Annotated in this window: 26 protein-coding genes; 12 read left to right on the forward strand and 14 right to left on the reverse strand. The window is 67.4% G+C overall.

The window, feature by feature from the left end:
* A partial coding sequence (locus ACWEFV_RS21935; RefSeq protein WP_450071705.1) for a mycofactocin-coupled SDR family oxidoreductase occupies positions 1-809 on the reverse strand: 809 nt, incomplete at its 3' end.
* Between the two features lie 114 nt (positions 810-923).
* Here ACWEFV_RS21935 and ACWEFV_RS21940 point away from each other — a divergent pair.
* From ACWEFV_RS21940 to ACWEFV_RS21960, 5 genes are all read left to right on the forward strand, one after another.
* Positions 924-1,517, forward strand: coding sequence for a TetR/AcrR family transcriptional regulator (locus ACWEFV_RS21940; RefSeq protein ID WP_135455196.1), 594 nt, complete (start codon positions 924-926; stop codon positions 1,515-1,517).
* Entirely contained in the window at positions 1,514-3,034 is a 1,521-nt protein-coding gene (locus ACWEFV_RS21945; RefSeq protein ID WP_450071706.1) for an AMP-binding protein, read from the forward strand. The genes ACWEFV_RS21940 and ACWEFV_RS21945 overlap by 4 nt, the downstream gene beginning before the upstream one ends.
* A gap of 265 nt (positions 3,035-3,299) precedes the next feature.
* Positions 3,300-3,821, forward strand: coding sequence for a hypothetical protein (locus ACWEFV_RS21950; protein ID WP_135460087.1), 522 nt, complete (start codon positions 3,300-3,302; stop codon positions 3,819-3,821).
* A 6-nt stretch (positions 3,822-3,827) separates the two neighbouring features.
* Positions 3,828-5,159, forward strand: coding sequence for a Dyp-type peroxidase (locus ACWEFV_RS21955; protein ID WP_450071707.1), 1,332 nt, complete (start codon positions 3,828-3,830; stop codon positions 5,157-5,159).
* Positions 5,156-6,160 (forward strand): hypothetical protein, encoded by a 1,005-nt coding sequence (locus tag ACWEFV_RS21960; RefSeq protein ID WP_450071708.1) that lies wholly within the window; start codon positions 5,156-5,158, stop codon positions 6,158-6,160. Before ACWEFV_RS21955 ends, ACWEFV_RS21960 begins: the two co-directional genes overlap by 4 nt.
* Before the next feature lie 19 nt (positions 6,161-6,179).
* Here ACWEFV_RS21960 and ACWEFV_RS21965 read toward each other — a convergent pair whose 3' ends face one another.
* The 3 genes from ACWEFV_RS21965 to ACWEFV_RS21975 form a co-directional block, all read right to left on the reverse strand.
* The gene (locus tag ACWEFV_RS21965) at positions 6,180-7,238 is read right to left on the reverse strand and encodes a hypothetical protein (RefSeq protein WP_450071709.1); all 1,059 of its coding nucleotides are present in this window, start codon (positions 7,236-7,238) and stop codon (positions 6,180-6,182) included.
* Between the two features lie 123 nt (positions 7,239-7,361).
* Entirely contained in the window at positions 7,362-7,862 is a 501-nt protein-coding gene (locus tag ACWEFV_RS21970) for a nuclear transport factor 2 family protein (RefSeq protein ID WP_450071710.1), read from the reverse strand.
* Positions 7,859-8,659, reverse strand: a complete 801-nt coding sequence (locus tag ACWEFV_RS21975; RefSeq protein ID WP_450071711.1) for an SDR family NAD(P)-dependent oxidoreductase — start codon at positions 8,657-8,659, stop codon at positions 7,859-7,861. The genes ACWEFV_RS21970 and ACWEFV_RS21975 overlap by 4 nt, the downstream gene beginning before the upstream one ends.
* Before the next feature lie 60 nt (positions 8,660-8,719).
* Between ACWEFV_RS21975 and ACWEFV_RS21980 the strand changes: the two genes are divergently transcribed.
* Both ACWEFV_RS21980 and ACWEFV_RS21985 read left to right on the forward strand, forming a co-directional pair.
* Positions 8,720-9,574: an SDR family oxidoreductase gene (locus ACWEFV_RS21980; protein ID WP_210115664.1), complete on the forward strand. Its 855-nt coding sequence runs from the start codon at positions 8,720-8,722 to the stop codon at positions 9,572-9,574.
* Positions 9,567-10,868: a spinster family MFS transporter gene (locus ACWEFV_RS21985; protein WP_450071712.1), complete on the forward strand. Its 1,302-nt coding sequence runs from the start codon at positions 9,567-9,569 to the stop codon at positions 10,866-10,868. Before ACWEFV_RS21980 ends, ACWEFV_RS21985 begins: the two co-directional genes overlap by 8 nt.
* Positions 10,869-10,874: 6 nt before the next feature.
* Here ACWEFV_RS21985 and ACWEFV_RS21990 read toward each other — a convergent pair whose 3' ends face one another.
* Positions 10,875-11,270 carry a DUF4267 domain-containing protein gene (locus ACWEFV_RS21990; RefSeq protein WP_450071713.1) on the reverse strand — a complete coding sequence of 132 codons (396 nt, stop codon included), beginning with the start codon at positions 11,268-11,270 and terminating at the stop codon, positions 10,875-10,877.
* 118 nt (positions 11,271-11,388) lie between these two features.
* Here ACWEFV_RS21990 and aceA point away from each other — a divergent pair, with 118 nt between their 5' ends.
* On the forward strand, positions 11,389-13,671 hold the full coding sequence (gene aceA / locus ACWEFV_RS21995; RefSeq protein WP_135455214.1) for an isocitrate lyase ICL2: 2,283 nt from the start codon (positions 11,389-11,391) through the stop codon (positions 13,669-13,671).
* A 140-nt stretch (positions 13,672-13,811) separates the two neighbouring features.
* Complete coding sequence (locus ACWEFV_RS22000; RefSeq protein ID WP_450071714.1) at positions 13,812-14,120, forward strand: hypothetical protein; 309 nt, start codon at positions 13,812-13,814, stop codon at positions 14,118-14,120.
* A 67-nt stretch (positions 14,121-14,187) separates the two neighbouring features.
* On the opposite strand, the gene ACWEFV_RS22005 is transcribed toward ACWEFV_RS22000, so the two are convergent.
* The 4 genes from ACWEFV_RS22005 to ACWEFV_RS22020 all read right to left on the reverse strand — a co-directional run bounded on the left by ACWEFV_RS22005 (position 14,188) and on the right by ACWEFV_RS22020 (position 18,491).
* Positions 14,188-15,576 carry an HNH endonuclease signature motif containing protein gene (locus ACWEFV_RS22005; protein ID WP_450071715.1) on the reverse strand — a complete coding sequence of 463 codons (1,389 nt, stop codon included), beginning with the start codon at positions 15,574-15,576 and terminating at the stop codon, positions 14,188-14,190.
* Between the two features lie 85 nt (positions 15,577-15,661).
* Positions 15,662-16,963 (reverse strand): acyltransferase family protein, encoded by a 1,302-nt coding sequence (locus tag ACWEFV_RS22010; RefSeq protein WP_450071716.1) that lies wholly within the window; start codon positions 16,961-16,963, stop codon positions 15,662-15,664.
* 4 nt (positions 16,964-16,967) lie between these two features.
* Complete coding sequence (locus tag ACWEFV_RS22015; RefSeq protein WP_450071717.1) at positions 16,968-18,230, reverse strand: hypothetical protein; 1,263 nt, start codon at positions 18,228-18,230, stop codon at positions 16,968-16,970.
* Between the two features lie 54 nt (positions 18,231-18,284).
* Positions 18,285-18,491 (reverse strand): three-helix bundle dimerization domain-containing protein, encoded by a 207-nt coding sequence (locus ACWEFV_RS22020; protein WP_450071718.1) that lies wholly within the window; start codon positions 18,489-18,491, stop codon positions 18,285-18,287.
* Between the two features lie 84 nt (positions 18,492-18,575).
* On the opposite strand from ACWEFV_RS22020, the gene ACWEFV_RS22025 reads away from it, so the two are divergent.
* Both ACWEFV_RS22025 and ACWEFV_RS22030 read left to right on the forward strand, forming a co-directional pair.
* Positions 18,576-18,830 (forward strand): hypothetical protein, encoded by a 255-nt coding sequence (locus tag ACWEFV_RS22025; RefSeq protein WP_450071719.1) that lies wholly within the window; start codon positions 18,576-18,578, stop codon positions 18,828-18,830.
* Between the two features lie 92 nt (positions 18,831-18,922).
* A complete protein-coding gene (locus tag ACWEFV_RS22030; RefSeq protein ID WP_450071756.1) occupies positions 18,923-19,573 on the forward strand; it encodes a glycoside hydrolase in 651 nt (216 codons plus the stop codon).
* Positions 19,574-19,582: 9 nt separating this feature from the next.
* Here ACWEFV_RS22030 and ACWEFV_RS22035 read toward each other — a convergent pair whose 3' ends face one another.
* Entirely contained in the window at positions 19,583-20,746 is a 1,164-nt protein-coding gene (locus tag ACWEFV_RS22035; protein WP_450071757.1) for an oxygenase MpaB family protein, read from the reverse strand.
* Positions 20,747-20,878: 132 nt separating this feature from the next.
* Here ACWEFV_RS22035 and ACWEFV_RS22040 point away from each other — a divergent pair, with 132 nt between their 5' ends.
* Complete coding sequence (locus ACWEFV_RS22040) at positions 20,879-21,517, forward strand: TetR/AcrR family transcriptional regulator (RefSeq protein ID WP_450071720.1); 639 nt, start codon at positions 20,879-20,881, stop codon at positions 21,515-21,517.
* A 1-nt stretch (position 21,518) separates the two neighbouring features.
* On the opposite strand, the gene ACWEFV_RS22045 is transcribed toward ACWEFV_RS22040, so the two are convergent.
* The 4 genes from ACWEFV_RS22045 to ACWEFV_RS22060 form a co-directional block, all read right to left on the reverse strand.
* The gene (locus ACWEFV_RS22045; protein WP_450071721.1) at positions 21,519-21,839 is read right to left on the reverse strand and encodes a DUF732 domain-containing protein; all 321 of its coding nucleotides are present in this window, start codon (positions 21,837-21,839) and stop codon (positions 21,519-21,521) included.
* Positions 21,840-21,918: 79 nt separating this feature from the next.
* Positions 21,919-23,910 (reverse strand): tetratricopeptide repeat protein, encoded by a 1,992-nt coding sequence (locus tag ACWEFV_RS22050; RefSeq protein ID WP_450071722.1) that lies wholly within the window; start codon positions 23,908-23,910, stop codon positions 21,919-21,921.
* A 1-nt stretch (position 23,911) separates the two neighbouring features.
* Positions 23,912-24,853 (reverse strand): glutamate ABC transporter substrate-binding protein, encoded by a 942-nt coding sequence (locus ACWEFV_RS22055; RefSeq protein ID WP_450071723.1) that lies wholly within the window; start codon positions 24,851-24,853, stop codon positions 23,912-23,914.
* Positions 24,853-26,160 carry a hypothetical protein gene (locus ACWEFV_RS22060; RefSeq protein ID WP_450071724.1) on the reverse strand — a complete coding sequence of 436 codons (1,308 nt, stop codon included), beginning with the start codon at positions 26,158-26,160 and terminating at the stop codon, positions 24,853-24,855. Before ACWEFV_RS22060 ends, ACWEFV_RS22055 begins: the two co-directional genes overlap by 1 nt.
* Positions 26,161-26,248: the final 88 nt, after the last annotated feature.

Here is a 26,248-nt window from a genome sequence, read left to right on the forward strand (position 1 = left end):
GGCAGGGTGACCCCGGTGATGTACCGGGCTTCGTCCGACGCCAGGAACAGCACCGCATTGCTGATGTCCTCGGGCGTGACCCACGGGATCGGCAGCATGTGGAAGGTCTGGCAGATCGGCGCCAGATCGTCGGGTCCGGGATTCTCCAGATCCGGCCGGAACATGCGGTAGGTCTTCTCGTTCATCAGCATCGGGCTGTTGACGTGGGTCGGATGCACGGAGTTCACCCGGATCGAATGCGGGCCCAGCTCGACCGCGAAGCTGCGCATCAGGCCGACCACGCCGTGCTTGGCCGCGACATAGTGCCCCGTGAACGGGTAGGCCTTCGACCCGGCCACCGAACTGGTCAGGATGATCGAACCGCCGCGCCCACCCGCGAGCATGTGGGGCACACCGGCTTTCACCGTCTTCCACACCCCGCTCAGGTTGACGTCGATCATCTCCTGCCAGAGGTCCTCGTCCATCCGGTCCAGCTTCACCCCGGTGGTGCCGATGCCCGCGTTGGCCGCGATGATGTCGAGCCGGCCCAGCTGCTCGACGCCGCTGTCGACCGCTGTCTTGAGTGCGCTGAAATCGCGCACGTCGACCTCGGCGGTGACGATGCGTCGGCCCAGGTTCTTGACCAGATCGGCGGTCTCGGCGAGGTCCTCGGCCGTGGCGCCCGATGCCGGTGACCGGTCGAAGGTCGCGCAGATGTCCACGGCGATGATGTCGGCGCCCTCGGCTGCCAGCCGCACGGCATGGCTGCGCCCCTGCCCGCGTGCCGCCCCGGTGATCAGTGCAACCTTGCCGTCGACCCGTCCTGTCATTGCCCACCTTCGTTGCCGGGGCAGGTGCCACCGCACTGCCGAGATTGGGCGATCGCCCAATAATTACACTCAGGCCATGTCTAGCAGTCGTCGCCGCGCATGGTCAAGGGTGCGATGAGTACGCAAAAGGCCCCTTCCGGACGCGATTCGACCACCCGACGAGCGCTGATCCGGGCCACCGCCCAGGTCATGCTCGAAGAGGGATACGCCGCGGCGACGTCGCGGCGGGTGGCCGCGAAGGCCGGGGTCAAGCCCGCACTCGTGCACTACTACTTCCCCAGCATGGACGACCTGTTCGTGGCGGTGTTGCAGGCCGGCGCCGAGACGAACCTGAGCACCCAGCAGGAGGCGTTCGCCGAGGACTCCCCGCTGCACGCGCTGTGGGAACTCAACAGCGCGCAGGGTGCGGCGCTGTGGATGGAGTTCATGGCGCTGGCCAACCACCGCAAGGCCATCCGCAGCGAGATCGCCGGCTACGCCGACCGGTTCCGTGACCTTGAGGAGTCGGCGATGGCCTCGGCGCTGCGGGCCCACGGCGTCGACACCGACGAGTTCCCACCCGTGGTGATGTCGATGATCGTGGCGAGCCTGGCGCGCATCCTGGTGCTCGAGCAGGGCCTGGGCATCAGCCGCGGCCACAGGCAGGCACAGGATTTCGTGCGGCGATATCTGGACCGGTTCGAACTCCCCCCGGGTGGCCCGGCATGACCCTTCTGCATGAGTTGATCTCGGCGGCGGCCGCCGGTGCGCCTCAGCGCCGGGCCGTGGTGACCGACGACGGCACCACCGCGACATTCGCCGAGTTCGATCGCCAGATCCGTGGTGTCGCAGGCTGGGTGGCCGCCCGGACCGCCCCGGGCGACCGGGTCGCCGTGGTCGCCGACAACAGCGCGGCCTACGCCCAGCTGTATTACGCCGTACCGCGCAGTGGACGCGTACTGACGCTGATCAATCAGCGTCTCAGCCCGGCCGAGCAAGCCGCGCAGTTGGCCACCGCCGCGCCCGCCCTGTTGCTCGGCGACGAGCGCTATCTGTCGGCCCTGGCGGGCACCGGCGCTCCCGTCGAGCAGGCAATCGCGTTCGAAGACGAGCGGTGGCGGACCGCCCCCGCGGCCGATCTCCCCTGCCCTGAGGTCACGAACCCCGACGATCCGGCCTGGCTGTTGTTCACCAGCGGATCCACCGGTATTCCGAAAGCTGTTGTGCACAGCCACCGTTCGATCCTCACAGCGGTATGGGGGTCGGTCGAGGGCCGCTCCGTGCAGCCCGGCGGGGTGTATCTGCTGCCGTTCCCGATGTGTCACATCGCCGGATACAACATGCTGGTCCAGCATGCGGTCGCCGCCACCGTCGTGCTGTGCGCACAGTTCCGCCCGGAGGGTTTCGCACAGCTCGTCCGCATGCACGGGGTGACCTCGTGCTCGCTGGCGCCGACGATGCTGCACTCGCTGCTCGGCCATCTGAGCCGCACCGGGACCGAGTTGCCGAGCCTCCGGGCGATCGCCTACGGATCGGCCGCGATGCCGCTGGATCTGCTGCGCCGGGCCATCGAGATACTCGGGGTGGACTTCCACCAGGGCTACGGGATGACCGAAACCGGTGGGAACATCACGTTTCTCGGTCCCGACGACCATCGGGCCGGAGCCGCGGGGCGACCCGAGTTGCTCACGAGCGCCGGCTATCCGCACCGGGACGTCGAGATCGGGATCGCCGGCCCCACCGGCGGACTGCTGCCGTCCGGACAGGTCGGCGAGATCGTGGTGCGCGGCGCGCAGGTGACCCCCGGATACTGGCCCGACGGTGTGACTACCGAAGACGGTTGGCTGCACACCGGCGACATGGGCCGCACCGACGCCGACGGCCGACTGTTCGTGGTCGACCGGCTCAAGGACATCATCGTCACCGGCGGCGAGAACGTGTCGTCACGGGAAGTCGAGGATGTGTTGTCGGGCCACCCCGCGGTAGACCAGGTGGCCGTGGTCGCCGTCCCCGACGACTACTGGGGCGAGGCGGTGTGCGCGGTCATCGTCCTGGTGCAGGGACACCGACCTACTGCCGACGAGCTCGTCGACCACGTCCGGACAGAGATCGCGGGTTTCAAACGACCGCGGGTGGTGCTGTTCACCGACGCGCTACCGCTGACCGGCAACGGGAAGGTCGCCAAGGACCAGGTTCGCACCTTCGCTCGCGCTGCCGTGGACCGGCGCGGCGCCCAGGACGCGTAACAGATCGGGCCGCTGCCCAACCTCTGGCGCCCTGTCACTCGGGACGGTCGTGGCCTACCCCTCGAACGGCCCCGACACAGCGGACAATACGCCCGGTACGCGTGTTATCCAGGTTTTCTGAGAAATGCCCCGTCAAATTTAATGACCCGTCAACATATTCGCCGTTGGCGGGCCCCCGGCAGTGCTAGCGTTCCGCGTTATCTGAGATCGCATAGGGGGTCCCAAATTGACTGCCACAAATCCTGACTGGACCAAACCGGCTGCGATGGCCATCCCGCCGGAGGGGTACTTCGAACTCGAGGAGGGCCGCTACGGGCCCACCTACCCGAGAACTCCTGCCTGCCACGGCTTTTCCATCATCGCGAAGGTAAAAGAAGGCCGTGAAGAGGTGGTGCGCGCATACGGCAAGCAGATCGAGGAGGCGATCGCAGCCAGCCCGGACGTGCTGGCGCCGCTGCGGCTGCATTATTTGCGTTGGGTACTTTTCGACGTCGGCTCGGGACTGCATTTCCAATATCAGGGCATCTTCGACACCGACTTCGACAAGTACACCGAGGACGCGGTGCAATTGTTCAGCGCCACCGGCATCACCACCGTGTTCACCAATCTGGAGGGGTTCCCCGAGGACTGGAAGGAGAACCCCCAGGCATTCATCGAGTTCGTCCGGGCCCATCAGGTCCCGAGCTTCCTGGAGTACGGCGAATACCCGTACGTGACTGCCGACGAGATCAAGAAAGCACTGCGGCTCAAGGCCGCCTTCTCCACCATGCTCGATCAGATGCAGTAGCCGGCCGTGCTCGAGTTCGACGAGATCCAGCACATCCTGCTGACCCGTACCCCGGCCATCACCGGGCGCTACGAGTTCCTGACCTTCGACACCCCGGAAGGCGGCCGGGCCTGGCTCACCGAGCTGCTGGACAAGGTGCAGTCTGCGTCGGACGCGATGTCCACCATGGACGAATCCGACCGGTGGGTGACGCTGGCGTTCACCTGGACCGGACTGCGGGCACTCGGTGTCGGTGAGGAGTCGTTGGCCACGTTCCCGGATGCGTTCCGGCAAGGCATGGCGCAGCGTGCCACGATCCTTGGCGATACCGGCGAGGCGGCTCCCGAACACTGGTTGGGCGGTCTGGCCGGGGAGGATCTGCATGCGATCGCCATCCTGTTCTCCCGTACCGACGAGCAGTTCCACCGCTCCATCGAGGAGCACGACAAACTCCTGGACCGAACCGCCGGGGTGCGGAGCCTGTCCTATCTGGACCTGAACGCAACCCCGCCGTTCAACTATGCCCACGACCACTTCGGGTTCCGTGACCGGTTGTCCCAGCCGGTCATGAAGGGTACCGGGGAGGAGCCGACGCCGGGTTCAGGTGACCCGCTGGAGCCCGGTGAGTTCATCCTCGGCTATCCCGATGAGGATGGATCTATCCCCAATCTGCCGGAACCGGAAGTGCTTTCACGCAACGGCAGTTACATGGCCTACCGCCGGCTCGAGGAGCACGTCGGGTTGTTTCGGGACTACCTTCGCGAGCGGTCGGATTCGCCGGAGGCCGAGGAGCTGCTGGCCGCGAAGTTCATGGGCCGGTGGCGCAGCGGCGCTCCCCTGGTGCTGGCACCCGAGCACGATGATCCCGAGCTGGGCGCAGATCCCATGCGCAACAACGATTTCAACTACAGGGAGATGGACCCCTTCGGCTATGCCTGCCCGCTGGGGTCGCATGCGCGCCGGCTCAACCCACGGGACACCGCGCACTACATGAACCGGCGCCGGATGATCCGGCGCGGCGCCACGTACGGTCCGGCCCTGCCCGACGGTGCACCCGATGACGGAGCGGATCGCGGCATCGCCGCGTTCATCATCTGCGCCGACCTGGTGCGCCAGTTCGAATTCGCGCAGAACGTCTGGATCAACGACAAGACGTTCCACGAACTGGGCAATGAGCACGACCCGATCTGCGGCACCCAGGACGGAACCCTGGACTTCACCATCCCCAAGCGGCCGATACGCAAGGTGCACAAGGGAATTCCGGCGTTCACCACACTCCGGGGTGGCGCCTACTTCTTCCTGCCGGGCATGTCGGCGCTACGGTTTCTGGCCACCGCGGGTGGGGAGGCAGCCTCATGACCGGTGCCCGCACCTACAACCAGACGCATGTTCCGCGCCGGCACGACGGACGCCGCCGGATCAGCATCTACTGGACGTGGAGCTACCCGTGGGAAGCCCAGCGCGATCCGGCGGCCATGGAGAACCGGTTCTCCACGATGACCGAGGTCCGCAATGTGCTGTGGCCGGCTTACGAGACACCGGAATACGATGCCGCCGCCTTCCTGCAGGGCATCGCCGGCACGCTGGAGTTGTTCCACCGTTCGACGCTGGCTTTCCAGGAGTTGGCCGGTGACGTCACCGGGCATCCGGTGGCAGTGTTCCAGCGGATCGATCAGGCCGGATACCGCCTTCCGATCGATGAGCGGGTGCTCGACGATTGCGACACCCTGATGGTGTTCGGCCTCGACCACATCCTGTCCGAACAAGAGGCCGACCCGGCCGAGGTCGCGGCGATCCGCCGCTGGCTGCAGCGTGAGGGCACCTGCCTGCTCCTGGCGCCGCATCACGATGTCGGTGACACCGACGACTACGCCCGGCGCCAGGTGGAGTACCTGCATCACGGCGATCCGCTGGTGCCGCGGCAACAGCGCTTCGGGCAGTACACCCGCTCGCTGATGGCGGCGCTGGACGTCCCGGTGCACAACGTCTGGGGATTGCGCCCGGCAGTCGTGGAAGGCACCACCGAGATCGCGCCGTTGACGGCACTTCGCGATCTGGACTCCCCCGGACTGCTTGCCGATGTCACCACCTTCAACTTTCACCCGCACCTGCCGCATTACGAACTGACCGCGCCGGAAGGCGCTGCGCTGCGGGTGCTGGGGCGCCAACTGGTCGACCCCAACCGGCCGCATCCGTTCACCGAGGCGGGCAACTCCGAGTTCAACGCGCTGATCTGGATGCCGCCGGCGGCCGGCCGGGCCGGCGACATCGTGCTGGTCGATTCCACCAATTTCACGACGTTGTTCGGCGGCACCGACAGCCTCAGGCATTTCTGGAACAACCTGGCGACCATGCCGTGATTCGGGCGGCGGCTCCCCGCTAGGGCATCGCGCCGAGGAACCACAGGTCCGCTGGTGCGGGTGCGGGTGCGGGTGCGGGTGCCGGTGCGGGCAGTGGCACTGACGCGGGGCCGGGCGCCGGGTCTGTCGCAAGGTGCGGCTCGACCGCTGGTGGCCCGACGATCGGCCCGGTGACCGTCGCCGGGATGTGCTGCACCGGAGCGGCGCTCACTGGAACGGCAACCGGGACCGGCTGCTGGAGCTGCCTCGGGTCGACCGGCACCTGCGCGACGACCGGCACCGCCCCATGCGCCACCGGAATCGCTTGGGGTGCAGCGTTTTCCGCCGCAGCGACAGGCTGGACGGCCACCGCGGGCGGGGCGATTTCCGCCGACAGCGTCGACACCAACGGTTCGGCCGGTTCGGTGATCGGTGTCCGGGCGGCCCGCTCAGCCACGGGCTGCTCGTCGGGCAGCGCCACCGATCGTGCTGCCTCGCGCGGAGTGATCACGGTGACGAGCTGCGGTTCTGCGGCCGCAGAAATGTCAGCATCGTCGGTGGCCGGGACCGGTACCGGTTCGACGTACTGCGATCCCACTGTGAGCAGCCCCGTGGCAACCGCCGCTGCCGTGGCGGCCAGGGCGCGCGCGGCGGCGTACCTGCGGGGCGCCGGAGGCCGGACCGCGACCGGCCTGGGCGCCCTGACAACCGCGTTTGTCGCGACGGCCAGTGCTGCGGACCGCGCGGCCCGCAGCTGCGTGTCCGTCCCGGGGTCGTCTGCGTCGGTGGTGTCGGACGAATCGGGGACGAGCCGCACATCGTGGAATCCCGCGGCGGCAAGCAGGTCGAGGAGTTGGACCACGTGATCGTCGGCGACCGGGCCGACGGCCGAGACACCGATCGCGGCCACATCCTGACCGCTGGAGGCGGCGATCGCCTGGGCACTGCGGGCTGCGGCGGCAGCCCGGGCGGTCAGCTGGTCGGCGGAGTCGACATCGAACGCGTCGTCATCGAGCAGGGTCGCGTCCGCGCAGCGGCCGTCGACGAGTGCCCAGGCGATGCCGTGTGGAGTCACCGACAGCCCCAGCACTGCCTTCACCCTGCGACCTCGATTCCCCTCGTGCGGCCGACACCCGACCGCGACGAGCGTAAGTCGCCCCGCCTGCATCGGCATCTCGTAGGAGGGATCGGTAACCGCTTGGGCACCGAGAATTCATCTGGGTCAGATCGCGGGCTCTCCGGCCACGCCGGCGATCAGCAGCCGGTGTGCTGCCGGGTCGCCGTTGAGCAGGCGGCTGGACCGCCGGGTGATCTGCCAGTGCCCTTCTTTGCGGGCCAGTTCGAAGTGATTGGCCGTCGCCCGCCACACCACATATTCACTGGACCCCTCGGGGGTCTCGCGGCGGACGAGCACCAGCGACTCACACACGGCCACCGCGGTGTCGGCGTCGACGGTGACGACGGCGGGGCCGAGAAAGTGACTGCAGCCGGTGGCCACCAGGGCGCGGTGGGATTCCGAGCTGACCATCGCGTGGACGTCTGCCCGGCTGGCCATCGCCCAGCCTTCGACCTCATAGCGACCGTCGGTCGCCCACAGCGCTGCGGTTCCGTCGGCGTCGGCGGCGTCCACGTGCGGGCCGTATGACGCGATCAACCGGGCGATGTCGCGTTCGTCCTCGAGGCGGCGCAGTCGCGCCTCGAGCGCAGCCACCTCGGATGTCATTGCGGCGCCCGCTGATTGATCAGGTTGCGGATGGCGGCATCGGACTTGAGCACCACCTGAGCCCGGTCCGGCGCACTGTTCATCTCGGCGCGTTTGGCGTTGCCGCCTGCCACGTGAACCGGCCCCGCACCGAGGTGGTCCAGCCCTTCCCGGGCCACCTCGGCCGGATCGTTGATCCGCATTCCGGGTGCCTCGAAGTTGAGACCGGCGCGCTCCATCGCCGGGGTGCGGGTCACGCCGAGCACCAGCTCCAGCACGTCGACGTTGTACTCGCGCAACTCCAGCCACAGGCTCTCGGCGAACAGCCGGCCGTACGCCTTCACCCCGCCGTAGACGGTGTGCCGCATCGACCCCGCGTAGCCCGCCAGTGAACCCACCAGCAGGATGCCGCCCCGGCCTCGCGCGGCCATCGGCCGGCCGAAGTGCTGGACCAGCTCCATCATCCTGGTGATGTTGAGGTCGACGACCTTCTGGAAATCGGCCAGCGGCGCGTCCAGGAAACGTTCGCTGCAGGTGTTGGCGCCGGCGTTGTAGATCAGCAAGCCGACCTCCAGGTCGGCGGTCGCATCGGCGATCTCGGAGACCGACGCATCGTCCACCAGATCCACCGCCATCGTGCGCACCCGCACGCCCAGATCCCGGCAGCGCTGCGCGGTGGCTTCCAAGGGGCCTGGCTTACGCGCCAGAAGCACCAGGTTGAACCCGTCTTCGGCGAGCATACGAGCGAACTCTGCGCCGACCCCCTCGGAGCCGCCGGCGATAACAGCCCACGGGCCGTATTTGGGAAGGTCGGTCATGTCTCGGATGCTATCTTTGGCCGCCGAACTGCCCCACGGTCGGGCGGCAAGGAGGCGATCATCGGCACATACGCGGTTACCGGGTCCGCATCCGGCATGGGATTGCAGGCCGCCGAACGGCTGCGAGACCTCGGGCACACCGTGATCGGCGTGGACCTCAAGTCCGGTGAGGTGGTGGCCGATCTGTCCACCCCGCAGGGGCGCCGGGCAGCGGCCGATGGCGTGCTGGCGGCGTGCGACGGGGTGCTCGACGGGGCGGTGCTGGCCGCCGGGCTGGGCCCCGGACCCGGCGCTGACCGGAACCGGTTGATCGCCGAGGTCAACTTCCTCGGCGTGGTGGAGTTGCTGGATGCCGTGCGTCCCGCGCTGGCCGCCGCTGACCGAGCCAAAGTCGTTGTGATTTCGAGTAATTCGACGACAACCGTCCCGATCGTTCCACGCCGGACGATTCGGGCTCTGTTGGCGCGTGACACCGACAAGGCGGTGCGCTCGTTGCGACTGTTGGGTCGCAACGGGTCGGCCCTCATGTACGCGGCCTCGAAGATCGCCGTGAGCCGCTGGCTGCGGACCACTGCGGTCAGCACAGGGTGGGCCGGTGCCGGGATCCGGCTCAACGCGCTGGCTCCGGGGGCGATCCTGACCCCGCTGCTCGAGGCCCAACTTGCGGATCCGCGCGAAGGTGCCGCCGTGCGGCGGTTCCCGGTGCCGGTCGGCGGCTACGGCGACGCCGGCCACCTGGCCGACTGGATCTGCTTCATGCTGTCGGACTCGGCCGATTTCCTCTGCGGCAGTGTGGTGTTCGTGGACGGAGGCTCCGACGCGTTCTTCCGCCCTCGGGACTGGCCGACGTCCGTGCCGGCGCGCGGTCTGCCGCAGTACCTGTGGCGGTTCGCCCGCGGCGTAAGACATGAGTGAGACCGGCCCGGCGCCGCTGGTCGCCGTGCCGCCAAGGAAAGCCGGTGGGCACGGGCCGCGACGGGCGTGGGCGGCGGTCGCGCTGCTGACACTCGTCGGGACCCTCAACTACGTCGACCGGTTCCTGCCTTCGGTGCTGGCCGAGCCCATCAAACACGACCTCGCCCTGTCGGACACCGCGATCGGGGTGATCAACGGCTTCGGCTTCCTCATCGTGTACGCGGTGCTGGGCATCGCGGTGGCCCGGGTCGCCGACCGCGGAACGTACGGCGCGGTGGTCGCTACCTGCCTGACGCTGTGGGGCACCATGACCATGCTCGGCGGTGCCGTGCAGTCCGGATTTCAGCTCGCGCTTACGCGGGTGGGTGTCGCGGTCGGCGAGGCGGGCAGCACCCCGGCCGCGCACGCATACGTGGCCCGCAACTTCGCCCAGGACCGCCGGGCCGCGCCGCTGGCGGTGATCACGCTCGCGATCCCGCTGGCCAGCGGCGCCAGCCTGATCGGTGGCGGACTGTTGGCCGAAAACCTGGGCTGGCGAACGGCTTTCGTGGTGATGGGCGGGCTCAGCGTGGTGTTCGCACCGTTGGTGTTGCTGGTGGTCGGCTCACGTCAGGCGCTGCCGGATGCGACACCCCGGGAACAGGTCGCGACGGTCAAGTGGTGGGCACTGCTGCACAAACGCAGCTTCCTGTCACTGGTCGGCGGCACGGCGTTCATCGCGGCGGCCGGCTACTCGCTGACCACCTTCTCCCCCGCCTTCCTGATGCGAACCCGCTCCATGTCGCTCAGTGAGGTCGGGCTGGAATACGGCCTGGCCACCGGACTGGCCGGGGTGTTCGGGCTGGTGATCGTGGGCCGATTGGCCGACCGGCTGGCCGTGCGCGACCCGCGCTGGCTGCTGTGGATCGTGGTGCTGACCACGGCCCTGCTGCTTCCCGCCTCGGTGTTGGCGTTCACCGTCGAAAGCCGCCTGGCCTGCGTGTGGTTCCTGGCCCTCAGCTACGTCATCGGCACCGCGTACATGGCGCCGTCGATCGCCGCCATCCACCGTCTGGTGCTGCCCGAGCAGCGGGCCACCGCATCGGCGATCTTCTTGTTCTTCAATGCCACCCTGGGCGCTGTCGGCCCGTTCGTCACCGGCCTCATCAGTGACACGCTGACCCCCGATCTGGGCGCCCACGCGCTGGGCCGGGCACTGCTCATCCTGGTGCCGGTGCTGCAGCTGCTGGCCATGGGCTGCTATCTCATGGGAACGCGGTGGTACCGCAGCGACATCGTCGAGGCGGGTTCTTAGATCGACCTAGCCCGCAGCCGGGCCGGTCGCACGCTCCCGGCGGCGGGTGGCGCCCCACAGCCCCACCGCGATGCCGACCACCGCACCTCCGAGGCCGATGACCTGCTGCGACCGCGGCAGCTGGTCGTGTACCGCCATCCCGCCGAGCAGGTCGGCGGCGTCGGCGCCGCCGGAGGCCAGGAACCACCCGCGGGTGTTCTTGCCCCGCAGTCCCGCCGCCAGCAGCAGGCCGCCGATCAGCGCATCGCGATATCCCATCGACCGCCACATCAGCTGCGCGGTCGCATCTGGTGTTTCCCTTCCGCCCCATAACCGGTCGGCCCGCTTCGGGTCGACGAGAAACGAGACGCCCGACGCGAATCGGATGGCACCAGCGGCCAGCGCGGCCCGGTCGATCGACATGGCGTGCAGCCTAGAACCTCGAGCCACGGTGGGTGGCGGTCCTGAGAAATCTCCCAACCGGCTCCGGTGTCACGACTTGCCAGCAATGATTGGGGTACCCGAGTTCAGGAGCGCACCCATGGCCACCATCGAAGCCAACGCACAGACCAACTCGTCGTTCCAGGAGGATGTCGAGGCCACCCAGGTCTACATCGACAGTCCTCGGTTCGCAGGCATCACCCGGCTGTACTCAGCACGTCAGGTCGCCGAGCAACGCGGCACGATCCCGTCGGACTATCCGGTGGCCCGTGAGGCCGCCACGGCGTTCTTTCTCTACCTTCGCGATCTGTTCGCCCAGAAGATGAGCATCACAACGTTCGGGCCCTATTCACCGGGTCAGGCAGTGGTGATGAAACGGATGGGGATCAGAGGGATCTACCTCGGTGGATGGGCCACCTCGGCCAAGGGGTCGATCAGTGAGGATCCCGGGCCCGACCTGGCCAGCTACCCGCTGAGCCAGGTGCCCGACGAAGCGGCCGGGCTGGTGCGGGCGCTGCTGACCGCAGACCGCAATCAGCAGTATCTGCGGCTGCGGATGACCCCCGAACAGCTCGCGGCCACCCCGGCGGTCGACTACCGGCCGTTCATCATCGCCGACGCGGACACCGGTCACGGTGGCGATCCGCATGTGCGTAATCTGATCCGCCGCTTTGTCGAGTCCGGGGTGCCGGGTTATCACATCGAGGATCAGCGTCCCGGCACCAAGAAGTGCGGACACCAGGGCGGCAAGGTGTTGGTGCCCTCGGATGAGCAGATCAAAAGGCTCAACACCGCGCGATTCCAGCTGGACATCATGCGGGTGCCAGGCATCATCGTCGCGCGGACCGACGCCGAGGCCGCCAATCTGATCGACAGCCGCGCCGACGAGCGCGATCAGCCGTTCCTGCTGGGGGCGACGAACCTGTCGGTGCCCACCTACAAGTCGTGTTTCCTGGCGATGATGCGCCGGTTCTACGACCTCGGTGTCACCGACCTCAATGGCCATCTGCTCTATGCGCTGCCTGCCGGCGAGTACGCGACCGCCGAGGCCTGGCTGGAACGCGAAGGCATCATGAGCACCATCGCCGAGGCCGTCAAGGGCCACCGCGCCGGACATTCGGTGGATGCCATGTTCGACAAGGTCGAGTCGGCGTTCGTCGAGGCGTGGCAGGCCGACGCCGGTCTGAACACCTACGGCGAGGCAGTTGCCGAACTTCTGGAGTACCGCGCGAAAGAAGGTGAGCCTGTCGCGATGAGTGCCGCGGACTGGCGTGCCTTCGCCGCGCGGGCGTCCTTGTACACGGCGCAGGAGAAGGCCCACGAATTGGGCGCCGACGTGGCCTGGGACTGTGAACGGGTCAAGACCCCCGAGGGCTACTACCAGGTTCGCGGCGGCATCCCGTACGCGATCGCGAAGTCGTTGGCGGCCGCGCCGTTCGCCGACATCCTATGGATGGAGACCAAGACCGCAGATCTGGCCGATGCCAAGCAGTTCGCCGATGCGATCCACGCCGAGTTCCCCGACCAGATGATGGCCTACAACCTCTCACCGTCGTTCAACTGGGACACCACCGGGATGACCGATGACGAGATGCGTGCCTTCCCAGCCGAACTCGGCAAGATGGGATTCGTCTTCAACTTCATCACCTATGGCGGCCACCAGGTCGACGGCGTGGCGTGCGAGGAGTTCGCGACGTCCCTGCAACAGGAGGGCATGTTGGCGCTGGCCCGGCTGCAGCGCAAGATGCGTCTGGTCGAATCTCCTTACCGCACACCGCAAACACTGGTCGGTGGCCCACGCAGCGATGCGGCGCTGGCCGCCTCGTCGGGTCGCACCGCCACCACCAAGGCGATGGGCGCCGGCTCCACGCAACACCAGCATCTGGTGCAGACCGAGGTACCCAAGAAGCTGCTCGAGGAGTGGCTGGCGATGTGGGGCGACTACTACAAGATCGGCGAGAATCTGCGCGTGCAGCTCCGGCCGCGCCGGGCCGGGTCGGACGTACTCGATCTCGGCATCTACGGCAACGGTGACGAACCGCTCGCCAACGTCGTCGTCGACCCGATCAAGGATCGGCACGGCCGCAACATCCTGACGGTCCGCGACCAGAACACCTTCGCCGAGAAGCTGCGCAAGAAGCGCCTGATGGATCTGATCCACGTGTGGCTGATCCATCGGTTCAAGCCGGAGATCGTCTACTACGTGACGCCCACCGAGGACAACGTCTATCAGACCGAGAAGATGAAGGCCCACGGCATCTTCAGCGATGTGTACCAGGAGGTCGGCGAGATCATCGTCGCCGATGTGAACCAGGCCCGCATCGACGAACTGCTGGCACCTGATCGCGAGGCACTGGGACGGTTGATCCGCAAGGAGGACTGATTGGTTCGCGGGTTCGCAGAATCCGACGCACGGTTGACAACAGACCGGTGCAGCCCACATTGAGGACCAACGTCCCTGTTGGCAGCGGCGGCGCCGGTACATACTGACGACAGCCACACTCGTTCAGGAGGGCCGCAGACATGACCGAAGCACCTCAACCCCGAACCGACGAATCCGTCAGCCGGCCCAACCGGCTCGGCCAAGCGGCTGCCGTGGTGGGCATCGTCGCCGGCATCCTCTTCATCGTTGCCGTCATCTTCTTCAGCGGACTGATGATCGGTGCGGGCCAGGGCTATCACCACGGCGGTTACCGCGGCATGTCCGGTGATCGGCCCACGAGTTCCTGCCCGATGATGGATCACGACGACATGATGGGTCCGGGCGGCATGATGGGTCCCGGCCATAATTCACCGATGATGCCGAGCCCCGCCCCCACACCGCGACCCTGATATCTGCCACCGACGCCCGCCTGCCGGTTGGACCGGAGGCGGCGTCGGAGCCCGCCGTGAAAAGCGCCTAGGGGTTGTCTTTTTCGGGTGGGTGGAAGAGGTCTTCGGGGTGCCAGTAGTGGTTGACGCGGTCTTGACCGGTGTCCAGTAGTGGGGGTGGGATCCATTCGACGCGGCCGTCGTCGCGGATGCTGGTGCGCCAGCCCTTGTCGTGGACGAGGCGGTTGCTTTTCGGGCAGGCCAGGGCGAGGTCGGTGATGTCGGTGCGCCCGCCTTGGCTGAAATCGGCTTTGGCGTGGTGGACTTGGCTACGGTCGGTGGGGCAGGTGCAGCCCGGCCGGGTGCAGCCCCGGTCGCGGTTGTGCAGGACGAGGCGTTGGGCGGGGCTCGCGATGCGCTTGCTGCGACCCAGATACAGCGGCACTTGGCGATGATTCTCGTAGACCACGAGGTAGTGGTGAGCGTGGGCGGCCATCCGGATCACATCGCTGATCGGTAACCGGGTGCCGGAGGTGGTGGTGCCGATACCGGCGGCCGATTCGAGTTCACGCAGGGTGGTGGATACCACGATCGTGACCGGTAATCCGTTGTGCTGGCCCAGTTCTCCTGACGACAGCACGCTTCGGCCGATGGCGACCAGGGCGTCGTGGTTGCGTTGGGCGGCGGTACGGGTATCGGCCGCGATCGCCTCTGCGCTGGGAGTGCCGGTGGTGCAGGGGTGTTCATCGGCGGGGTTGCACATGCCGGGAGCGCCGTAGCGACTGAGGATCGGGTCGAGGGTGGCGCGGGCTTCGGGCGTGAGCCGGCCACGGATTTCGCTCGTACCGTCGGCGTTTTGGGGCCCGATGATGATTTCCCCGTGGCTTTCGGGTTGTTCGTCACTGGGTGCGTCGCCGTCTTGATTGAGCAGGAAGGCGATGCGGTCGGCGCACTGTTTCAGAGTTTCCGGGCTGTTGCCGGCGGCGATGCGTGCCAGGTCGGCGTCGATCTGGGCGTGGGTGGCGGCATCCAGCGGCACGGGGGGCTTGGCGAAGAACTTTCGGATGATCGCGACGTGGTCGGTGTTGATGTCACCGGCAGCCTGGGCGGCGGCAGTGGCCGGCAATACCGGCGCCATGGACTGTCCGGTGACGGTGGTGCGTGGGCCCAGGTTGGCGGCTTCGGTGATGCGGCGTTTGGCTTCTCTGTTGCTGATGCGTAGCCGGACGGCCAGGACGTCGGCCCAGCTTTTCGCACCGATCTCGCCAGGGGTGGTCCGGGTTTGGATTTCGGTCAACAGGCGGTGGTCCACCGCAGGCGCGGACCGGACCTGATGTTCGCGGCGCGACTGCAGCTCGAGAAGCTCAGGCAGGCTCAACGTCTGATAGTTGAGGGCGGCCACTTTCGCGCAGACGGCGTCGTACTCGGCGTAGGCAGCCAGCACCGTCTCCCGATCAGAGACGATGTTCGAATGCATGTTCGAATTCTATCGCCGATCGCCGACTCCCAGAGAAGTTATCCACAGCGCGCGATCCATCCACAGATCGTGCCGCACAGGGCAATTAGGGCTTGACAGCCCGGCCCGCACTGGCCCGCGCAGCGATGGCCGCGAGGACAAATCCGCCGAGCGCAGACCAGCCCAGCACACCGTCGAGGCCGTTCTTGGCCATCAGGGTCAACGCGGCGCCCGCGACACACAACAGCACGCCGGTAACCACCGACTGGGCGCCGCTGATCTGGACCCGGTCGTCCCACCACGGCAGCGGGCGGTGCTCCAGCGGTGACAGCAGCCGGAAGGCCGCCGCCATGAGAACGGCGAAAACCACTGCGCGCAAGGCCAGATGGGCCCAGAAGCCCGGGGCGTGCGGGTCGAACGCATCCAGGCCGAGGGCATGCAGACTGAACGCGGCGATCGCGATCACCGGGATGTGCCACAGGTACAGCGTCATGGCTCCCCCGTTGCCCGTCGCCACCACGTACCAGACGCGCGGGCGCGCGGCCCAGCGCCGGATCGGGTTCGCAGCGGCGATGAACAGGCATGGCATCCACGTGCAGTGCAGTGCCAGCAGAAGGGTCGGCGGTGACACGTTCGATACGCGCTCGGTTCCGGTGACGACGAGGGACACGTCGTAAATGCCGGTGAGAGCGAGGATCACCTGCGCGGTGAAGGCGAGGACCGCGATCGCGATCGCCCGCCGCGCGCAGATCAGGTGGCGCGCGTAGGCCACCCCGATCACCACGGGAATCAGCCAGACGATGATCAGGTTGGCGGTGCCCGCCTCGGGGGTGCCGGCCGCGAAGCGGATGGCATCCACCACTCCGGACGCGACGATCAGTCCGGCAACCACCAATGCCAGTGCCCGGCCCGTGTGCAGGCGCATCAGTGCCGGGACGAAGGCGAGCACCATCAGGTAGACACCCAGGAACCACAGCAGGGCCACGCATTCGCGCCCGAGCGCAGCGGCGGACTCGGCCCCCATCGTCGCGTGCACCACGACCAGGACCACCGACCACACCGCCAGGTACCAGAACACCGGCCGGCAGAGGCGCTGGGCACGGGCGAGTAACCACGCGCCCCACGAGCGGCCGGAATGCCAGCTGTAGGCACCCGCGGCCCCACCGGCCAGGAAGAACAGCGGCATCACCTGCAGCACCCAGGTGATCGGGGCCAGTGCGGGCAACGCGCCGAGGATGTTGCCGACCCGTACGCCCCCGGAATCGATGGTGGCCAGCAGCAGGGCGCAGTGCCCGAAGATGACCACGAGCAGGGCGCCCAGGCGCGCGACGTCTACCGCGCGGTCGCGGTCGGGTTTGGCGTTGCGGGTCACGGCGTCTGCCGACGGCACCACATCGGGACTTGGCATGGGTTCAGTCTGCCGGGCGGTGGGCCGGGTAGGGATGCGTAGTCCTACCTTGTTTTCCGAGTTTTAGTCGGTTTCCGGGACGCCGTGTTCGTGGCCACAACGCCAGGGTCGCCGCAAGCAGCAACGCCGAAGGCACGGCCCACACCACAAACCACGGCGACCGCCCCGAGCCCGCATTCACCGCCACCTCACCCGCGGGTACTGTGCGCGCCCAGACGATGAACGCATCACCTACCGGGAGCGCACCGAACAAGTACCGCGTGGTGCGAAAACCCACCGGCACCCCGATCAGCTCGACCTGCCGATTCAGCCGACCGGCCAGGTCCCGGTCGCCATTGGCTCGCGCTGCCGCCAACCCGACCGCCGACGCACTCAGGCTCACCCCGAAGATCAACGGACCGCTGTCGACATCGGCGTCGCCGCCCGTACCGGACGGATACTCCAGAATGCCGACCAAGCCGGCCTTGCTGGTGACGAACCGGTCCGAAAATCGCTGCCACTGATCACCTTTGACCCCTACCACGGCATCGACCGCGGGCCAGAACGTCTGAATGATGGCCTGGGAAGACCCCCGTGGTCCCGTCAAGGCGCCGGCCCGGTCATCGACCTGATGCGGCAGCAGGCCCGTGTCCGGATCGGCGGCAGCCAGTGCCCGCTTCCGCCAGTCGGCGAGATCCTCGTGCCATGGCAGCTCGAGCAGCGAGATCGCCTGAGCGAGCGCTCCCGCTGCCACAACCGAATCACATGGCCAGTATTGGCCCGGATAGCTGGCCGGGAACGGTGAATCCGATTGCCTCAGAGCTGAATGCACGACGTGAGCGCGCTCCCGCACCGCTGCACGGTCCGCATCAGAGTCCGAAGCCCGCGCGATCGCGACAGCCAGAGCAAGTGACCAGCCCGCCGCGAAGATCCCGTGTTCCGGGACCATTCCGCTGCCGAAAACCGCCACGGATTCCGGGGTTTCGATGGCGGCAAGCCGAGTCCGGGCTCGGGTGAGATACCCGGCGGACCGAGGGTCCGCCCCGAGCTGCGCGGCGACCTGGGCCTCGGCGAGACCGGTCAGCACCCTGGTGAAGTACTCGCCCTCCGGGAACAGGCCCTGCATCTGGGTGTCGCGACCGGATGCCAGGGCTGCGTCGAGGAATCCGAGTTGACGTTCAGCGCGGTCAGGCAGTGGGCCGAACCCGATGTAGAGCACATGGACCAGGGACGCCAATCCGAGCACAACTACCAGCGTCGCGGCCACCATCCGCGCCCGAGTGAGCATCCCGGCAGTTTAGGAGCCGCAGGTCAGCACGGGCGTCCGGAGACCGCCCTGGAGCTAGACCCCGACGATCGGCCTGGCGAGCTCCGACCGCGCCCGCCTCTCCACGAGCAGCGGCACGAACTCGCGAATGGGACTGGACTGGAAGCGCTCCTGGGCGCGGTGGACGCATCCCGTGATGTCCTCGTCGGATGCGTCTGGATAGGCCGCGCCAAGGCGGATCAGCAGTTCGGCGATCATGATTTCTTCGCTGATCCTCACCATGGCTTCAGAATCCGCTGGACGTGCCCCATAGTCAAGATCTGGGGAAGTGAGCGGAATGAAGACACAGGTGGCACGATCCGTAACGTGAATCACTCCGCCGACACTGCGCAGGCGCAGTCCCTTCTGGGTGAGTTGTGGCGCCACGTGGAGGACGTATCGACACGCCTGGAGAAGGCGGAGCGGCGCAAGCGCCGATCGTCGGCATGTGATCGCCGCGAGGTCAGCAAGTTGCGTGCCGATCTGTACGAGACGCATCACCTGATCGACGCCATTCACCGGAGGTTCCCCGAAACCTGCCCGCACCGCCTGCACGCAGAAACCGCACCGGGCGGGTCCTGACGGCCGGAATTCAGCCAACTCAGGGTGCCGTGGAGACAGACATCAGGTTGCCGGACGCGGTTCCCGTCCCGTCGGACCAGCGAGCGCAGTAAATTGCTGCCGTGGGGAAACGACGGTTGGCCGACGGCAGGGGCCGGTTGCTGGCGCTCGCGGTCTCGGTCACCGTTGCGGCGGGCATGGTCTACGTCCAGAACACCGAGGCGAAGTGCTGCGCGGAGGTCCCCGCAGCGACGCCGCCCGCAGGCCGGCAACAGCCGGTGCCGGCGGCTCCGCAAGCCGCGTTGGTGGCGGCCAGCGCGCCCGTAGTGGCCCGCGACTTCCAGTTCTCCCTACCGAAGGGCCCGGCACCCGAGGGCGGCCTACAGGTCAAGACCATCTGGGTGGCCCGCGCCATCGCGGTGATGTTCCCCGAGATCACCACCATCGGCGGGTATCGGCAGGATGCGCTGAAATGGCATCCCAACGGTCTGGCGATCGACGTGATGATCCCGAACTATCACTCCAAGGAAGGCATCGAACTCGGTAACCAGATCGCCGGTTTCGCCCTGGCCAATGCCAAGCGCTGGGGCGTGCTTCACGTGATCTGGCGGCAGGGCCTCTATCCGGGGATCGGCGCGCCGCATTGGACCGCCGACTACGGGAACGAGACCCTCAACCACTTCGACCACGTGCACATCGCCACCGACGGCGGCGGCTACCCCACGGGCCACGAAACCTATTTCATCGGCTCCATGGCCCGCTAAGCCCCCCAGTCAGGCTGCGCTGCTCACGTGCACTGCCGACTCGCCGATGTTGGCCGCGCTGTCACCGATGATGGTCTGCAGCAAGGCTTGTTGCTCCCGTCGGCCTCGCGTGACGGCGCGATCCATGCCACCGGGCAGCGCCATCGCCCCCACACTGCGGATCAGATTGACCGGCAGCTTCACCACCGGATACCACGGCGGCATGTAGGCGGGCAGGCCCAGAACGCGCATCGCGCCAGGCCCGAGGAATGCGCTGGTGATCGACAGGTGCTGCGCCCATGCCAGGCGGCGACGCAGGCCCCGGATGCCGCGGTAGTGCCACGACAGCGGGTCGGCGGCCATCGGCACCGAGAGCTGCTGCGTGGTCTCATCGGGGACGGCCAGTGCGGTGGACGTGTGGTGCAGCACGCGGATGCTCTCGCGGAAGCTACGGGGCAACCATTCGTCCTCGACGCCGATCAGCCAGCCGACATAGCGGGTCAAGTGCGCGATGGCGTCGAGTTCGCCTGGCGCAGGCAGGATTCCCATGGCGAGCGAGGCCACCGGCGGCGCCACGAGCGCACCCACCAGCGTCGCGGCCATGTCGGTCTGATTGACGGGTAGACCCCATTCATCGGCGCGCCAGTCCGGCAACTCTGCCACGTGCCGGCGCACGAATGCGTGGATCAACCGCACGTGCAGGGTGGACCGGTATCCGACTCCGAGTGGGTCGAGACCGCCGTCGGAGATGACGTCCATCGCCCACTGCATCGTCTCGGCGAAACGCTTGTTGGAACCTTTCTCCAGGGCTCCCGTGCGCAGCAGGGTCTTGTTGAATCCGGAGAACTGGTAACCACCGAGCAGAGACACGTCCCGCGCGATCGACATGCCGTCGGAACCGCCTCGAAGCAGTGCCCGCTGTCCTTTGCGCAATTTGTCCCGGTCCACCCACGCCGGGGCCGTCTCCACACCGATCAAGAACTCGCGCAACGGTTCCGGCGCGTCGGGCACATTGTCGATTCCTTCGGCGAGCGCCTTCTCGAACAACGGCCGCATCTGCGTCATCCCCGCTGACGACATCCACGCGACCAGGCGGTCCATCGGCTCGTCCCCGACGGTCAGCCGCTCGCCGAGCCGCCGCCACTGCTGTGCGTCGGGGTTGCGAACGCCGAGCATCATCGCGAACGTCCGCATTGCACCGGGAACGGCAAGTGGCCGTTCGGGATGGCGAGCCGGGATGTTCAACGGTGACCTCCTGGGCAGAACGGACCGAAACGATTGACTACGTCCGTAGTCAGAATTTAGGCGCCGGGTAGGGTGCTGTCAATGAAGCGCGTACAGGTGGTGCGCGGCTACGGCGGCGTCAGTGCGGCCGACCGCCGCACAGAACGACGAGGCAAGCTGCTCGCCGCCGGCCGCCAGATCTGGGGCGAATCGGGGATCACCGAGGTGACCGTGCGCGCCGTCTGCACCGCCGCCGGGCTGACCTCGCGCTACTTCTACGAACAGTTCGAGAGCCGAGACGCATTGCTGTTCGCCATTTCCGACGACGTGCGGGACCAGCTGCTCACCGCGCTGGTGAACGCAGGCGTCGGCGACCCGGGCACGCTGACCGACAAGCTGCGGTCAGCGCTCACCGCGTTCCTCGACATCATCGCCGCCGACCCGCACATCCACCGCATCGCCACCGGCGATGTGAGCAGCGTTGCGGGGCTGACCGAACACCGCACACACATTCTGGGGATGATCACCGGTCTGATCGTCCAGCACGCGCCGGATGTTCTGCCTGCGGTGTCACCGAGCCCTGCCGAATTGCGCCGCGGCGCACAGTTCATGGTCGGTGGCGTGAACCAGATCATCGAAGCCTGGCTTGCAGATCCGACCGAGAGCACCGAGGATCTCGCGGCCGAATGCGCCGACCTGTGCGTCGCGGTCGTGCGAGGGGTCACCCGGTCGGGCGAGTAGTTCACCCGCCTGGTGTGGCCGTCACATCCGGGCAGAAGTTGTGCAGAGCGGCGGTCACCACGAGCGTGGCCTTCTCGAACGGGTAGGCCGACCGGGCCTCGGCGATCTGCATCGCCAGATCATCGGGCCGCATCGCCGGATCTTCGTGGGCGGTCACACACGCCTGCCGGCCGAGCTGCAGCACAACGTCCCGATTGTCATCGGAGACCGGCAAGCCCAACGAGGACACCTCCGCGAGATAGCCCTCATCGTCGGCGAAAGCCGCCGGGGCCGACGCGAGCCCAGCTGCAACCGCCAGCACGGAGATCATCAGCGCCTTCATGCTCGCCACAATGACAGATCTCCGCCAGGATCCCGCGGACGCGCGCCGTCGGCGCAGCCCGGAGCTCACCGCGCCGACCTCACATCCAGCTCGGCGGCCTGATCGAATTCGCCACGTCGACAAGCCGGTAGCGATGACGCCGCCGTGGCGAGTGCCTGGCCAACTCCCGCAGCACCTCCTCGATGCCGACGCGCAGACCCCGTTGGTCGAAGGCGTGGTCGAGTATCGGGTCGCCGGTGGAGGTCGCACCGCCGGACCGGAGCCAGTCGAGGGCGACGCCGAGGACGAACGCGCGAATCTGCAGAACGCGCGGTTCGGTCTCGGGTAGACCACCCACGCGCCGTGCGGCATCGCGCAAGTCTGCCTCGGTGATCTCCGCGCTTGTGCGCCCGTCGAGCAGCATCACCACCGACGTCAGTTGGGCCTCGCCGTAGTGGCGTGAGGTCACCGGCACCTGATCGAGCACATCGATCGCTCCGGTCCGGTCGGCCTGCCCGGCGAGAAGTCGGGCCAGGCCGAACGCGGCGCTGACCATCGCGTGGTCGGTGCGCCACAACGTCCGGTAAGACCGTTCCGCCAACTGCCGCAAGCGTTCCGCCCTCGGCGCGTCCGCGGTGGCGAGCAGCAGTTCGGCAGTCGCAGCCGTTGCCAGCTTGGGCGCCGCCTCACCCGGAAGCAGGGCGACGACCCGCTCGAAACATGGCAGGGCCGCCCCCAGATCGCCGGTCTGCAGGCCGGCGATCCCATCGGCCCAGTCCTCCCGCCATTCGTCGTCGGCTTCCTCGACCGGTACCGGCTCCGGCAGGGCATGTGCGACATCGCGAGCGTCCAGCGCAACGGTGCGCCGGCGGCCGTCGACGAACACATCGGTGCCCTGCAACGCCAGATCGGCGCCGAATGTGGAGCGTGGCACGCTGAAGAGCGTCGACGTCCGGGGACTCGGCGAGCCCGTCTGCTCGGCGAGGATTTCGTGCAGTACGCCCCGGCACTGGTCGGCCATGTCGTCGACGGACGAGAACCGTTGCGCCGGACGGGGATTTGTCGCGCGGGCCAGCAACTGATAGAAGGACTCATACCGCTCGAACAGGGGCGCCTCGTCGCGGGCGGGCAACGCCTCGGCGTAGCGATCGTTGGGCAGTTCGACGGTCAGCTTGGCCAGCGTACGGCCCACCGTGTAGACATCGGTGGCGATGGACGGTCCAGTCCTGACGATCTCGGGCGCCTGAAATCCCTTGGTGCCGTAGATATATCCGAAATCCCCGACGCCCGATACTGCACCCATGTCGATCAACTCGATGTTGTCCTCGGTGAGCATGATGTTGTCGGGCTTGAGGTCGTTGTAGACAAGGCCGAGTGAGTGCAGATAAGACAGCGACGGCATGACGTCGAGCAGGTAGCCGAGCGCCTGCTCCACCGGCATCATCTGTGTGGTTGCCCCTGACACCGCCTGCTGCTTCGCCAGGATGGCTTCCAGTGTGGTCCCGCCGATGTACTCCATCACGATGTAGCCGACCGGACGCCCATCGAACCCCGGGTGTTCGACGAAGTTGTAGATCTTGACGATACCGGGGTGGTTCACCATCGCGAGGAACTGGCGTTCGGCGACGACGATCGCCTGCGCCTGTTGCGCTTCGGGCTGGAGCAGCCCCTTGAGCACCACCCACCGATCGCTGACATTGCGGTCGACCGCCAGGTAGATCCAGCCGACACCGCCGTGGGCGATGCAGCCCTGGACCTCGTACTGGCCCGCCACGAGCTCGCCGGTCTCCAGTTGCGGTGAGAACGAGAACAGTGCGCCGCAATGCGGGCACACCCCTTCGCACGGCCCGGGTTTACCGGCACTCCCCCGGCCCACCGGTCGCCCGCAGCCGCTGCACTCCCGTTTGGACTCGGCGACAACGGGATTGGTGAGGATCGCACCGGCCGGCTCGATATCCTCCCGAACCGGGATCTCGACCAGGCCATCCCCGATCCGACGGCGCCCGGTACGCAACCGCGGACGGGTGCCCTCGACCTTGACCGGTGACGATTCGGTCACCAGGACGGCCCGCGTTCCCTCTTGTCCCGCCATGTCAGTCCCGGTACCTCGGCGGCGGCGGACTCGGCGGCGGGCCGAGCACGGTGAGCCATCTCCGGTACAGCGCCAACCATGTCCCGTCCCGGCGGATCCGTTCCAGGCTCGCGTTGACGGCCCGCACAAGATCCTGGCGGGACTTGTTCATACCGATGCCGTAGGGCTCGTCCTCCAGACTGGGACCGACGAGGTGCAGGTACGGATCCTGCACAGCCATCCCGGCCAGAATGGAGTCGTCGGTACTGACCGCATCTGCCTGCCCCTGCTGCAGCGCCACCAGGCAATCGTCCCAATTCTGAACCGCCAGCAGGATCGCCGCCGGCGCCACCCGGGCGACCGTCGCCAGCGATGTCGTGTCCACCTGCGAACACACCCGTTTCCCGGCCAGGTCAGCCGGCCCCCGTATCGGCGAGTCCTTGGGCACGAGCAGCCGTTGGTGTGCATCGAAATACACCGTGGAGAAAGCTATCTGATCGGCACGAGCGCAGGTGATCGTCATCGCCTTCACGACAATGTCGACGGAGCCATCCTGCAAGGCCGTGATCCGCTCGGGCGATGTCAGCAGGCGGAACTCCACCATGCCGGGATCACCGAGCAGGTCGCGAGCCACCTCGCGAGCGATATCGACATCGAAACCGGTCAGTTCACCCGACACCGGATCGCGAAAACTCATCAGATTGGTGCTCTGGTCGATACCGACCACCAGCCGGCCCCGCTGCCGGATCGCCTGCACTGCCGGTCCGGACACTGCTGACGGGCGCAAACTCGCTGTGGCATCGCAACTCTCGACCGGCACACCATGAACCCCCGACGCGACAACGGCGCCGCTCGGCGTCGGCAGCGTGGTGAGCGAGGCCGGCACCTGGACAAGCGGTTGCGTCGTGGAACATGCCACCGCCACGGTCGCGGCGAGGACGAGGAATCCGGCTACGGCCCGCATCAGTGGTACTCGCTCAGTCTCGGCGCGACACCCGCGGCAACGGCAAGCGCAGCCAGCACACTGATGGCCGCAGCGCCGGCGGGCAGCGCATTCAGCGCGGCGTACGCACGGGTGATCCCGTCACGCTGCCGGTCCCGCAATCGGGCAATGTCGTCTCCCAACGTCTGATCCAGCCGGGTGAACTGCGCCGTCGCCCCTTGCGGACTGTCGCCCCGCGCAATCGCCACGGCGCCCGGATAGTCACCGCTGCCCAGCTTGCCGCGGATCTCCGTATGCGCGGCTTTCCAGCCCTGCAGCGCATCCTGCGCCCCGTTGACCGCATGCCTGTCGAGGATCCGGCCGACCTGCGTGGTCCGCTCCTCGAATCGGACGTCGGAGAGCGTGTCGGAGCCGCGTTTGAGCAGCCCGAGGATTTCGTCCGCGCGGGCCTGCTGCACCAGGATCCGGGCGGTCACCGCCGATTCCAGCGGTTCACCTCCCTCGGTGCGGGCACCGTTTACGGCGTGCGTCACAACGAGTCCCGCCACCGTCAGCCACACTGCGAGCACCGTCATCAACACCGATGCCAGCACCAGGCCGGGGTTGAGGCGACGATGGCTGCGCCTGGCGAGGAAGACCTGCGCGAATACCAACAACCCCACCGCAAGCGCGGCTCCCACGATCAATGCGGGCGGCGCGGCCGCCGCCCGTCCCGATGCGGTGACGGCCTCGGCCTGCGTCCGGTACAGCTGCTCGGCATCCGGAAGCATGGACTGTTGCAGCAGCGTGGACGATTCGCTGAGGTACGCGACGCCGATCGGGCGACCGTCGCGATTGCCCGCACGGGCGGTCGCCACCATGCCGGTGTACACCGCCAACTGGTTGGACAGGTCGGTGAGCAACGTCAGCGAGTGGGTGTCGTTGGGCGACACCCCATTTGATGCGGTTACCAGGCCGGCTGACGCCTCTCCGACAGCGGCGTCGTAGCGATCACGGATATCGCGCGGTTCGACACCGCCGGCCAGAAACGCGGTGGCCGCGGTCGTATTGGCGGACGAAAGTGCGCTGTAGATCCGTTGCGCGGCATCGGCCAGCGGCTCGGTGTGCAAGCGCAGAGTCTCAAGCTCGCGTTGCCGATTGGCCGCCGTCACCGATGCCGCCACGCCCACGGTGAGCACCGCCGCGATCAGAATGACGGCCAGCACCGCTATCCGGCCGGGTGTGGCTCGCAGGAAGTCGACGACCGGGCGGTCCTGTTCCTCGGCATCGGCCAGCACGGACTCGTCGAGCGTGAGTGCCTGCCGACTCTCCAACTCACCGCTGTGCACTCGACATCACCTCGTCGCAGGCTGGCCCGGACCAGCGATACCGGACTCGATCGAACGCCGACGAATGCACGGTAGCCCCCGCAAACGC

The sequence above is a fragment of the Mycobacterium sp. NPDC004974 genome, assembly GCF_053600815.1.

Coding starts and splice junctions, on each gene's coding strand:
- ACWEFV_RS22050 (WP_450071722.1), bottom strand. CDS start 23,910: ATGGCGGGACAAGAGGGAACGCGGGCCGTCCTGGTGACCGAATCGTCA.
- ACWEFV_RS22000 (WP_450071714.1), top strand. CDS start 13,812: ATGACCGAAGCACCTCAACCCCGAACCGACGAATCCGTCAGCCGGCCC.
- ACWEFV_RS22035 (WP_450071757.1), bottom strand. CDS start 20,746: ATGCGGACGTTCGCGATGATGCTCGGCGTTCGCAACCCCGACGCACAG.
- ACWEFV_RS21945 (WP_450071706.1), top strand. CDS start 1,514: ATGACCCTTCTGCATGAGTTGATCTCGGCGGCGGCCGCCGGTGCGCCT.
- ACWEFV_RS22005 (WP_450071715.1), bottom strand. CDS start 15,576: ATGCATTCGAACATCGTCTCTGATCGGGAGACGGTGCTGGCTGCCTAC.
- ACWEFV_RS21940 (WP_135455196.1), top strand. CDS start 924: ATGAGTACGCAAAAGGCCCCTTCCGGACGCGATTCGACCACCCGACGA.
- ACWEFV_RS21975 (WP_450071711.1), bottom strand. CDS start 8,659: ATGACCGACCTTCCCAAATACGGCCCGTGGGCTGTTATCGCCGGCGGC.
- ACWEFV_RS21990 (WP_450071713.1), bottom strand. CDS start 11,270: ATGTCGATCGACCGGGCCGCGCTGGCCGCTGGTGCCATCCGATTCGCG.
- ACWEFV_RS22045 (WP_450071721.1), bottom strand. CDS start 21,839: ATGAAGGCGCTGATGATCTCCGTGCTGGCGGTTGCAGCTGGGCTCGCG.
- ACWEFV_RS22040 (WP_450071720.1), top strand. CDS start 20,879: ATGAAGCGCGTACAGGTGGTGCGCGGCTACGGCGGCGTCAGTGCGGCC.
- ACWEFV_RS21960 (WP_450071708.1), top strand. CDS start 5,156: ATGACCGGTGCCCGCACCTACAACCAGACGCATGTTCCGCGCCGGCAC.
- ACWEFV_RS21985 (WP_450071712.1), top strand. CDS start 9,567: ATGAGTGAGACCGGCCCGGCGCCGCTGGTCGCCGTGCCGCCAAGGAAA.
- ACWEFV_RS21970 (WP_450071710.1), bottom strand. CDS start 7,862: ATGACATCCGAGGTGGCTGCGCTCGAGGCGCGACTGCGCCGCCTCGAG.
- ACWEFV_RS22010 (WP_450071716.1), bottom strand. CDS start 16,963: ATGCCAAGTCCCGATGTGGTGCCGTCGGCAGACGCCGTGACCCGCAAC.
- ACWEFV_RS22020 (WP_450071718.1), bottom strand. CDS start 18,491: ATGGTGAGGATCAGCGAAGAAATCATGATCGCCGAACTGCTGATCCGC.
- ACWEFV_RS22015 (WP_450071717.1), bottom strand. CDS start 18,230: ATGCTCACTCGGGCGCGGATGGTGGCCGCGACGCTGGTAGTTGTGCTC.
- aceA (WP_135455214.1), top strand. CDS start 11,389: ATGGCCACCATCGAAGCCAACGCACAGACCAACTCGTCGTTCCAGGAG.
- ACWEFV_RS22055 (WP_450071723.1), bottom strand. CDS start 24,853: ATGCGGGCCGTAGCCGGATTCCTCGTCCTCGCCGCGACCGTGGCGGTG.
- ACWEFV_RS21950 (WP_135460087.1), top strand. CDS start 3,300: ATGGCCATCCCGCCGGAGGGGTACTTCGAACTCGAGGAGGGCCGCTAC.